We start from the raw sequence: 9727 nt of genomic DNA, 5'->3' as shown, positions 1-9727 counted from the left end.
CCTTTGCCCCCTGCCCAGCCGAAGATCCCGTCACGGCAGTCAACGAGCACCACCCGCAAAGGTCACCCATTCGACCCAGGAACCCCAGTTCCCCTCGATGCGGGCGCAAAGCGCGCCTCTTCGGAAAAGACCGGCCCCTACGACCCGACTGAGGTCCAGCCAGCGCTCACTCACACTCACCAGAAGTCACTACTAATCAGTACTTCGGCAACAGTGCAGAACCCCTGATCTTGCCTTGATCAGAGATCTGGCAGGGATCTCGCGCCATGGTCGGGGATGATGAGCGGATGCTCAGGTTCATGACCGTAGGCGACTCCCAGACCATCGGCAGCGCGGGCGAACACACGTGGCGCTACCGGATGTGGCAGCACCTGCGCGCGACGTACGGCGGCCCGTTCCGCATCGTCGGCCCCCGCGAGACGCTCTTCGACAAGGCGACGGACTCCGCCGACTCGTACGAGTACGCCGATCCGGACTTCCCCCGCTCCCACCTGGCGGGCTGGGGCGAGGGCTGGCTCCACATGACCCCGCTGATCGCCGAGGCGGTGCGCACCGAGCGGGCGGATGTCTTGCTGGTCTCGCTGGGCCTGATCGACCTGGGCTTCTACACGGACGCGGACGGCACGGCGACGAACGCCCGCTCCTTCATCACCGAGGCCCGCTCGGCCAACCCCCGCGTGGCGATGGTCTTCCTCCCGGTGGTCCCGAACGTGAGGGCGGACACGGACGCCGCCTTCGCCACCGAGGTAGCCCGCTTCAACGAGCTGCTGGCGAAGGCGGTCGCGGACCTGGACGAACCGTCGTCCCCGCTGCTGCTGGCGTCGGCCCCGGAGTCGTACGACCTCAGCCGGGACACGGACGACGGCACGCATCCGAACGCGTCGGGCGAGCACAAGATCGCGGCCGCTTTCGCCGAAGCGATGTACCAGGCCTGGGACTTGGGGGAACCGTACGCGGAGTGAGGGCCTCAGCCTTCGACGCTGGGGCACGGCCCCCTGCGTGCCCCTGTCACCGCGCACATCGCTGTGCTGCGCGGCTGCGCGCGATGGCCACCACGCCCCGGCCATCGGCCGATGTCGCGGCGGCCACCCCGTCACCCGACCTACCCCGTCACCAAGCAAACGCCTCCGGCGACGGCCCAGGCCCCGGGAAGATCTCGTCCAGTCCGGCCAGCAGCTCCTCGCTCAGCTCCAGCTCGACGGCGCGCAGCGCGGAGTCGAGCTGTTCGGCGGTACGCGGCCCGACGATCGGGCCCGTCACTCCCGGCCGGGTGAGCAGCCAGGCCAGGCCCGCCTCACCGGGCTCGACGCCGTGCTTGTCGAGCAGATCCTCGTACGCCTGGATCTGCGCGCGCATGGCGGTGTTGGCGAGGGCGTCGGCGGCCCGGCCACTCGCCCGACGGCCCCCCTCGGCCTCCTTCTTGATGACGCCGCCGAGCAGACCGCCGTGCAGCGGGGACCAGGGGATGACCCCCAGGCCGTACTCCTGCGCGGCAGGGATGACCTCCATCTCGGCCCGGCGCTCGGCGAGGTTGTACAGGCACTGCTCGCTGACGAGGCCGATCGTGCCGTGGCGGCGCGCGGCGATCTCGTTGGCCTGGGCGATCTTGTAGCCGGGGAAGTTGGAGGACCCGACGTACAGGATCTTCCCCTGCTGGACGAGGGTGTCGATCGCCTGCCAGATCTCCTCGAAGGGAGTGCGGCGGTCGATGTGATGGAACTGGTAGACGTCGATGTAGTCGGTCTGCAGCCGCTTGAGCGACGCCTCCACCGCGCGCCGGATGTTGAGCGCGGAGAGCTTGTCGTGGTTGGGCCAGGGGCTGGCGCCGTCCGCGGCCATGTTGCCGTAGACCTTGGTGGCCAGGACCACCTTGTCGCGGCGGTCACCGCCCTTCGCGAACCAGTTCCCGATGATCGTTTCCGTACGGCCCTTGTTCTCGCCCCACCCGTAGACATTCGCCGTGTCGAAGAAGTTCAGACCCGCGTCGAGCGCGGCGTCCATGATGGCGTGGCTGTCGGGTTCGTCGGTCTGCGGGCCGAAGTTCATGGTGCCGAGGACGAGTCGGCTGACCTTGAGTCCGGTACGTCCGAGCTGCGTGTACTTCATGAGGCAACAGCCAACGCCTTGGAGTCCGCTCAAAGCAAGGGCGTCCCGCCGCACTGTGCATCACTGCGCCCCGGCGGCCGCCGACTGTGCATCAACTCCTCAGCGGACCAGGGTGGTTGTGCACGCGTGATCGTCGCTCGGCAGACCTGTGCAGTCCCGTTGCAGCCGAAGATCAGCCGACCCCGTACCATGATCGCCGCTCCTGAAAGCGCCTGATCCACCCCCGTCAACGCCGGTCACAGCGCGCCGGAGCACTCCGATTCAACAGACTGAGGAATTACGTGCTCAAGCGCATCGCATCCCCCCACAGCCGCCGCGCCGCCCGCCGGGGCTCGGCACTCACCGCCCTGGCCCTGACCACCGCCCTCACCGGCGCCGCCGTGACGGCGGCCCCGGCGGCCTCGGCGCTGTCCTGGAAGTGCAAGACCAGCAGCAAGAGCATCGACCAGGCCAACTACGACGGCCCGTGGGCCGACCAGTGGGACGTCAAGGTCAAGACCTGTGCCGCCCGCTCCGGCTCGACGGTCTACGCCAAGGCCTCGGTCAGCTGGGACGGTCCGGCCGGCGGCGTCGACGCGAACATCTTCGACGGGGCCTACCTCCGCCTCGTGATCAAGAAGCAGCAGTCCGGTTCGGACCCGGTGAAGAAGGCCAAGAACGGCCACGGCATCCAGGCCAAGCTGGAGGACAGCGACAGCAACGGCAACTACAACAACAGCTACGGCACCGGCACGATCAGCTACCGCATGGGCTCCGCCAAGGGGTACGCGGACAGCACGCTGTACCTGGACTGGAACGACGACGGTGACGGCTACCACCGGCACAACTTCGCCGCTTCGCCGGCTCGCTAGGTCCTGCTCGCCCGCGCGGTTGCCGCTTCGGCGGCGACCGCGCGGGACCGCCGGCTGCTGCCTGCCGAGTCGGCTACTGGCCGCTGCCGAGCGCCGCCGCCAGCGCCACCACCACGAACATCAGCACCAGTACGCCGGCCATGATCCGGTTACGTGTCTTCGGGTCCACGTGGTCGAGCGTAACCGGACGTCCTCAGGTGCCTGAGCCGAGGGCCCAGCGGGCGAGCGTCTCGTAGCGAGGGCGTTCGCCCGGTACGCCCGACCTGGGGAGATTGCTGCGGACCAGGCACAGCTCGGACACGGTCCACGGGCGCCCGGCGAAGTCGTCCAGCAGGGCGGTGTACGGCGCGAAGTCCGCCGGGCCCCGGCTCCGGGCGACGGTGAGATGCGGACGGTAACGGCGGTGCTCCTCCATCGGGACGCCCGCCTTGCGGGCCGCCGCCTCCGAACGCTCGGCCAGCAGCCGCATCGTACGGACGTCGCCGGTCGCTCCGATCCACAGCGCCCGGCGCCCGAAGTGGCCCCCGGCCCGCAACTCCAGCCCGAACGGATCCGTCCGCCGCGCCGCCCGCTCCAGCCGCGCCGACAGCTCCGGTACGAGCGCGTCGTCGACCTCTCCGTAGAACGCGAGCGTGAAGTGCCAGCCGGGCCGCCCCGTCCAGCGCAGGCCATCGGCACCCGGCAGCTTCCCCAACTCGTCGACAACCGGGGCGAGTTCGGCGATCACATCCTCCGGCGGCAGCACGGCGGCGAAGAGTCTCATGGATCCAGTCTCCCCGGCTGTGCGCCTTCGCGCCGGAGCGTGACCCGGTCACCGTGCGTATCGTTGTACCGCGCGGCTGGACTCGAACGAGTCGCAGCCGGGGAGGAGCGCCACGATGACCGTCCTTGAAGACAGGATCGCGATGGCTGAAGACAGCGGCGAACTCACGCTCGACGCGATGTTCGAGTGGCTGGAGAAGATGCCCGTCCCCGAGGGATACAAGGTTGAGATCGTCGGGGGGAACATCTTCATGTCGCCGCAGCGCCGCACGCACTGGCAGATCATCTTCAACATCCTCGACCAGCTGCGTGCCCGGTATGCGAGGCAGCGCCTGATGTCCGATGTCCGCATCGACTTCCCCGGGCATCTCAACGGGTTCGCGGCAGACGTGGCCGCCCTCGCGGAGGGCTTCGAGCCGGACGACAGGGGCCGCTTGCGGTATCAGGACGTCGAGTTCATCGCCGAAGTCATCTCCAAGGACACCGCCACCAACGACTACGAGCCGAAGTTGGCCGCGTACGCCGCAGCCGAGGTGCCGGCGTACTTGATCGTGGACCCGTACACCGGCAAGTGGCACCTGCACACGCTGCCGAAGGACGGCGAGTACCGGGGGCACCAAAGCCTCGACTTCGGCTACGAGATCGACCTGACCGGGACCGTGGTCGGCCTCGTCCTCAAGACCGACGAGTTTCCCCGCGACTGAGTACGGACGCGCCCTACACCACCGTCGCCAACTCCCGCTCCCGCGCCTCCTCCCGAGGCACGAACCGCACCCGCGGATGACCGTGGTGCCAGCCCACCGACAGCCGCAGGCCGCCGACGCGGGCGAGGATCACGCCCACCGTCACCGCCGCCAGCAGTGAGATCAGGCCGCCGAACGCGAAGCCGATGCGGGCGCCGAAGGTGTCGGTGATCCAGCCGACGATGGGTGCCCCCAGTGGCGTACCGCCGACGAAGACCATCATGAACAGGCTCATGACGCGGCCGCGCATGGCGGGGTCGGTGGCCATCTGGACGCTGGCGTTGGCGGTGGTGTTCACGGTCAGGGCCGCCATGCCGGTGGGGATCATGAGCAGGGCGAAGAGCCAGTACGAAGGGGAGAACGCCGCCGCGATCTCCAGGGCGCCGAACAGCACGGCCGCGCCCACCAGGAGCCGCAGCCGCACCGAGCCGCGGCGGGCGGTGAGCAGGGCTCCGGCGACCGAGCCGACCGCCATGAGGGTGTTGAGGAAGCCGTACGTGCCGGCGCCCGCGTGGTAGACCTCGTCGGCGAACGCGGTGAGCCAGATGGGGAAGTTGAAGCCGAAGGTGCCGATGAAGCCTATGAGCACGATCGGCCAGATCAGTTCGGGCCGGGAGGCGACGTAGTGCAGGCCCTCGCGCAGCTGGCCCTTGCCTCGCGGCACGCGCTCCACCACGTGCAGCTCGCTCGTCCGCATGAGGAGCAGGCCGGTGATGGGGGCGAGGAAGGCAAGGCCGTTGATCAGGAAGGCCCAGCCGCTGCCGACCGTCGAGATCAGGACGCCCGCGACGGCGGGGCCGATGAGGCGGGCGGAGTGGAAGTTCGCCGAGTTGAGGCTGACGGCGTTGCGTACCTGGTCGGGACCGACCATCTCGGAGACGAAGGTCTGCCGGGTCGGGTTGTCGACGACCGTGACCATGCCGAGCAGGAACGCGATCAGATACACGTGCCAGACCTGCACCTGGCCGCTGAGCGTGAGTACGGCGAGCGCGAGACCGCACAGGCCCAGCGCGCCCTGGGTGAAGAACAGCATGCGGCGCTTGGGGTAGCGGTCGGCGATGACTCCGCCATACAGGCCGAAGAGCAGCATCGGCAGGAACTGCAGCGCGGTCGTGATGCCGACCGCGGCCGAGGAGCCGGTCAGGCTCAGCACCAGCCAGTCCTGGGTGATGCGGGACATCCAGGTACCGGTGTTGGAGACGATGGCTCCGCTGGCGAAGAGCCGGTAGTTCCGGATGCGCAGTGAGCTGAACGTCGACGACTTGGCCGACTGGGCCGTCGCGGTGGTGGCGGTGGGGAAATCGGGGGTGTTCGGTCCGGGGGCGGAGGGTGCTCCGGGTCCCGTACTCAACAGGGTTCGCCTCCTATGACTAGGGGTGCGGCCCGCAGGGCCTCGGTTGAGGGTGGTGGTGGGAGACGGGCGGGATCACGACTACATGGACTGCGTACGGCTGTGTACGAGGGCGCGTACGGCTACAGGTGCGCCAGCTTCTCCAGGACGGGCGCGGCCTCGCGGAGCTTGGCCCACTCGTCCTCGTCGAGGCCGTCGACCAGTCCGGCCAGCCATACGTTCCGCTTACGGCGGCTCTCCTCGAGCATCGCCTCGGCCCGCTCGGTCTGCGTGACGACCTTCTGGCGCCGGTCGTCGGGATGCGGCTCCAGCCTGACCAGGCCCTTAGCTTCGAGCAGGGCGACGATGCGGGTCATCGAGGGCGGCTGCACATGTTCCTTGCGAGCGAGCTCGCCCGGTGTGGCGGAACCGCAGCGGGCGAGGGTGCCGAGCACCGACATCTCGGTCGGGCTCAGCGACTCGTCGACCCGCTGGTGCTTGAGTCGGCGTGACAGGCGCATCACGGCGGATCGCAGAGAGTTCACGGCGGCAGCGTCGTCGCCATGGGTCAGGTCAGGCATGTTGTTTAGGGTAACTCATTACCCTCGCTAAATACCACCTGGACGGTCGACCTTTGCCCGTGACCCTGGCCACCGAACCCTGCCGTCACCCATATGAGTGAGCTCGGGCCCAAAAATGACGCGCGGTACGGCCGACGGCGGCAACCCTCATACCCATGGGGACCAATGTGCTCAGTCTGCGGATGGACAAGGAGCTTCTCGAACGGCTCCGGGACCGTGCGGCGAAACGGGGAATGAGCGTTCAGGACTATGTCGTCCAGATGCTCGTCCGGGATGACTTCGACGAGCGGTTCCAGACCGCGGTCGAGGAGACGGAGAGGTTCTACGGGGTGACGTGACGGTCCTTCGCCGTGGCGGCGGAGGAGTCGGTGCCCGCATCAGCACCGATATCGGTCTCGGTCACCGCATCGGCGTCGGCGTCGGCTTGCGTCTGGGCCTCAGCCTCGGCCTCAGTCGCGGCGCGCTTGAGCGCCGCCTCCCACCTGCGTACGTACCAGATGCCGATGAACCCGAGCCCCCCGCCGGCCAGGCAGGTCCACAGCCACCACAGATACCCGTGGTCGTCGAACCAGCCGTAGAACGGGAGCTGCGCCAGGAAGAGGACGAACCAGAGGATCGTGCCACCCGTGACGGTGGCGACAACGGGCCCTTCAAGGGGTTCCGGTGCCTCGTGCCTGGGTGTCCACTTCGCCATGGGAACAGCTTACGGGGGTGTACGGGGGCGGTCCCCGTGCCCTGGACGCCCCGTAGACCTCGTAGACCCGTACAACTACGGCATCATTTCCGTCCGTTCCCGTCCCCCCATGGTCGGATCTTTGCCCCTCGCGGAGTGTGAGGCCTCAAATCCCCCCGTACCGTCTTCTCCATGACGCATATCGATGGGGGTCCCCCCGCTCGAGCGAAGTCGAGAGTGGGGGAGGGCGCCGAGCTCGATCCGGTGCACCCTGTGGCGGCTCCCCTCACGCGGGCGAGAGGCCTGACCACCGCCGAAGTCGCCGAGCGGGTGGCCCGGGGCGAGGTCAACGACGTACCGGTGCGCAGCAGCCGCTCCACGGTCGACATCATCCGCGCGAACGTCTTCACCCGCTTCAACGCGATCATCGGCGTCCTCTGGGTGATCATGCTGTCCGTCGCGCCGATCCAGGACAGCCTGTTCGGCTTCGTGATCCTGGCGAACACGGGCATCGGCATCATCCAGGAGTGGCGCGCGAAGAAGACCCTGGACTCGCTCGCGGTGATCGGCGAGGCGCGGCCGACCGTACGCAGGGACGGGGCCGCCGCCGAGATCGGCACCTCCGAGATCGTGCTCGGGGACCTGATCGAGATCGGGCCCGGCGACAAGATCGTGGTGGACGGGGAGTGCGTCGAGACCGACAGCCTGGAGATCGACGAGTCGCTGCTCACCGGTGAGGCGGACCCGGTCGTCAAGCAGCCGGGCGACCAGGTCATGTCGGGCAGCTTCGTGGTGGCGGGCGGCGGTGCGTTCACCGCCACGAAGGTGGGGCGCGAGGCGTACGCGGCGCAGCTCGCCGAGGAGGCCAGCCGGTTCACGCTGGTCCACTCCGAGCTGCGTTCCGGTATCTCCACGATCCTCAAGTACGTGACGTGGATGATGGTCCCGACCGCGATCGGCCTCATCATCAGCCAGCTCGTCGTCAAGGACAACGACTTCAAGGACTCGGTCGCGCGGACCGTCGGCGGCATCGTCCCGATGGTCCCCGAGGGTCTGGTGCTGCTGACGTCGGTGGCCTTCGCGATCGGCGTCATCCGGCTCGGCCGCAAACAGTGCCTCGTACAGGAACTCCCCGCCATCGAGGGCCTCGCCCGCGTCGACACCGTCTGCCTCGACAAGACGGGCACGCTGACCGAGGGCGGCATGGACGTGCGCGAGCTGCGTGCGCTGGACGGCCACGACGAGGCGTACGTACGCACCGTCCTGGGCGCGCTCGGGGACTCGGACCCGCGGCCGAACGCGTCGCTGCAGGCGATCATCGACACCTACCCGAACGGCTCGGGCTGGCGCTGTCTTCAGTCGCTGCCCTTCTCCTCCGCGCGCAAATACAGCGGGGCGTCCTTCAGCGAGAGCGACGGCGACTCGAGTACGTGGCTGCTCGGGGCACCCGACGTCCTGCTGCCCGACGGGGACCCGGCGCTCACCGAGACCGAGCGGCTCAACGAGGAGGGGCTGCGGGTGCTGCTGCTGGCCCGGGCCGCGCGCGAGCTGGACGATCCCTCGGTCGCCGAGGGCGCCGAGCCCACCGCCCTCGTCGTCCTGGAGCAGCGGCTGCGCCCCGACGCCGCGGACACGTTGCGCTACTTCGACGAGCAGAACGTGCAGGCCAAGGTCATCTCCGGCGACAACGCCGTGTCCGTGGGCGCGGTCGCCGGAAAGCTGGGGCTCACGGGGAACGTCGTGGACGCGCGCCGGCTGCCCGCCGAGCAGGACGAGATGGCCGAGGCGCTGGACTCAGGCACCGTCTTCGGGCGGGTCACCCCGCAGCAGAAGCGGGACATGGTGGGCGCGCTCCAGTCGCGCGGGCACACCGTCGCGATGACCGGCGACGGTGTGAACGACGTCCTCGCCCTCAAGGACGCCGACATCGGCGTCTCCATGGGGTCCGGGTCGGAGGCCACCCGGGCCGTGGCGCAGATCGTGCTGCTCAACAACAGCTTCGCGACGCTGCCGTCGGTGGTCGCGGAGGGACGGCGGGTGATCGGGAACATCACCCGGGTCGCGACGTTGTTCCTGGTCAAGACCGTGTACTCCGTACTGCTGGCGATCATGGTGGTGATCTCCCAGGTCGAGTATCCGTTCCTGCCGCGGCATCTGACCTTGCTGTCGACTCTGACGATCGGGGTGCCGGCGTTCTTTCTCGCGCTGGCGCCCAACAAGGAGCGGGCTCGGCCGCACTTTGTGCGGCGGGTTATGCGGTATGCGATTCCCGGTGGTGCGGTTGCCGCCGTCGCCACCTTTGCTACGTATCTGGTGGCGCGGGAGTACTACAGCGGGCCGGGGTCCTTGGCCGCGGAGACCAGTGCGGCGACGTTGACGCTGTTTCTGATCTCCATGTGGGTGCTGGCGATCATTGCCCGGCCGTATACGTGGTGGCGGGTGGGGCTGGTTGCGGCTATGGGGTTTGGGTTTGTGCTGGTGCTTGTTGTGCCGTGGCTGCAGGAGTTCTTCGCTTTGAAGTTGGTCGGGGCGACTATGCCGTGGACTGCCGTGGGGGTTGCGGTGGTTGCGGCGGGGACGCTGGAGTTCTCGTGGAGGTGGGTGGACCGGCGGTTCCCCGCGTAGGGGGTTTCTTTCCCCAGTCCCGCCCCTTCCCGAAACTGGGGGCTGCGCCCCCAGGC

10 protein-coding genes are annotated in these 9727 nt (G+C 68.6%); 5 read left to right on the top strand and 5 right to left on the bottom strand.

Translation table 11 applies throughout. The annotated features are described in order from the left end of the window. Positions 1–287 precede the first annotated feature (287 nt). Positions 288–962, top strand: coding sequence for an SGNH/GDSL hydrolase family protein (locus tag G6048_RS43945; protein WP_165345218.1), 675 nt, complete (start codon positions 288–290; stop codon positions 960–962). Between the two features lie 148 nt (positions 963–1110). On the opposite strand, the gene G6048_RS43940 is transcribed toward G6048_RS43945, so the two are convergent. Beyond that, a complete protein-coding gene (locus G6048_RS43940; protein WP_165345216.1) occupies positions 1111–2106 on the bottom strand; it encodes an aldo/keto reductase in 996 nt (331 codons plus the stop codon). 281 nt (positions 2107–2387) lie between these two features. Here G6048_RS43940 and G6048_RS43935 point away from each other — a divergent pair, with 281 nt between their 5' ends. Next, positions 2388–2957 carry a hypothetical protein gene (locus G6048_RS43935; RefSeq protein ID WP_165345215.1) on the top strand — a complete coding sequence of 190 codons (570 nt, stop codon included), beginning with the start codon at positions 2388–2390 and terminating at the stop codon, positions 2955–2957. 193 nt (positions 2958–3150) lie between these two features. Here G6048_RS43935 and thpR read toward each other — a convergent pair whose 3' ends face one another. Beyond that, positions 3151–3720 (bottom strand): RNA 2',3'-cyclic phosphodiesterase, encoded by a 570-nt coding sequence (gene thpR, locus G6048_RS43930; protein WP_165345214.1) that lies wholly within the window; start codon positions 3718–3720, stop codon positions 3151–3153. Positions 3721–3835: 115 nt separating this feature from the next. On the opposite strand from thpR, the gene G6048_RS43925 reads away from it, so the two are divergent. Next, the gene (locus G6048_RS43925; protein ID WP_165345213.1) at positions 3836–4423 is read left to right on the top strand and encodes a Uma2 family endonuclease; all 588 of its coding nucleotides are present in this window, start codon (positions 3836–3838) and stop codon (positions 4421–4423) included. A 13-nt stretch (positions 4424–4436) separates the two neighbouring features. Here G6048_RS43925 and G6048_RS43920 read toward each other — a convergent pair whose 3' ends face one another. Then, positions 4437–5813, bottom strand: coding sequence for an MFS transporter (locus tag G6048_RS43920; protein WP_165345212.1), 1377 nt, complete (start codon positions 5811–5813; stop codon positions 4437–4439). 122 nt (positions 5814–5935) lie between these two features. Beyond that, the gene (locus tag G6048_RS43915; RefSeq protein ID WP_165345211.1) at positions 5936–6373 is read right to left on the bottom strand and encodes a MarR family winged helix-turn-helix transcriptional regulator; all 438 of its coding nucleotides are present in this window, start codon (positions 6371–6373) and stop codon (positions 5936–5938) included. Positions 6374–6522: 149 nt separating this feature from the next. Here G6048_RS43915 and G6048_RS43910 point away from each other — a divergent pair, with 149 nt between their 5' ends. Beyond that, positions 6523–6711 (top strand): ribbon-helix-helix protein, CopG family, encoded by a 189-nt coding sequence (locus G6048_RS43910; protein WP_165345217.1) that lies wholly within the window; start codon positions 6523–6525, stop codon positions 6709–6711. Here the strand turns inward: G6048_RS43910 and G6048_RS43905 are convergent. Beyond that, positions 6696–7067 carry a DUF2530 domain-containing protein gene (locus G6048_RS43905; protein WP_165345210.1) on the bottom strand — a complete coding sequence of 124 codons (372 nt, stop codon included), beginning with the start codon at positions 7065–7067 and terminating at the stop codon, positions 6696–6698. The two genes, G6048_RS43910 and G6048_RS43905, sit on opposite strands and share 16 nt — an antisense overlap. Before the next feature lie 171 nt (positions 7068–7238). On the opposite strand from G6048_RS43905, the gene G6048_RS43900 reads away from it, so the two are divergent. Beyond that, a complete protein-coding gene (locus tag G6048_RS43900; protein WP_165345209.1) occupies positions 7239–9671 on the top strand; it encodes an HAD-IC family P-type ATPase in 2433 nt (810 codons plus the stop codon). Positions 9672–9727: the final 56 nt, after the last annotated feature.

Origin of the sequence: Streptomyces ureilyticus, from assembly GCF_011045025.1 — a bacterium.
In the GTDB taxonomy this organism is placed as follows: domain Bacteria; phylum Actinomycetota; class Actinomycetes; order Streptomycetales; family Streptomycetaceae; genus Streptomyces; species Streptomyces ureilyticus.
The sequence above is the reverse complement of the archived record's forward strand: the minus strand, read 5'-3'. Positions and strand labels throughout refer to the sequence as shown.

What these genes read in the sequence shown, in the direction of transcription:
- G6048_RS43945 (WP_165345218.1), top strand. Translation starts at nt 288, where the DNA reads ATGCTCAGGTTCATGACCGTAGGCGACTCCCAGACCATCGGCAGCGCG.
- G6048_RS43940 (WP_165345216.1), bottom strand. Translation starts at nt 2,106, where the DNA reads ATGAAGTACACGCAGCTCGGACGTACCGGACTCAAGGTCAGCCGACTC.
- thpR (WP_165345214.1), bottom strand. Translation starts at nt 3,720, where the DNA reads ATGAGACTCTTCGCCGCCGTGCTGCCGCCGGAGGATGTGATCGCCGAA.
- G6048_RS43925 (WP_165345213.1), top strand. Translation starts at nt 3,836, where the DNA reads ATGACCGTCCTTGAAGACAGGATCGCGATGGCTGAAGACAGCGGCGAA.
- G6048_RS43915 (WP_165345211.1), bottom strand. Translation starts at nt 6,373, where the DNA reads ATGCCTGACCTGACCCATGGCGACGACGCTGCCGCCGTGAACTCTCTG.
- G6048_RS43905 (WP_165345210.1), bottom strand. Translation starts at nt 7,067, where the DNA reads ATGGCGAAGTGGACACCCAGGCACGAGGCACCGGAACCCCTTGAAGGG.
- G6048_RS43900 (WP_165345209.1), top strand. Translation starts at nt 7,239, where the DNA reads ATGACGCATATCGATGGGGGTCCCCCCGCTCGAGCGAAGTCGAGAGTG.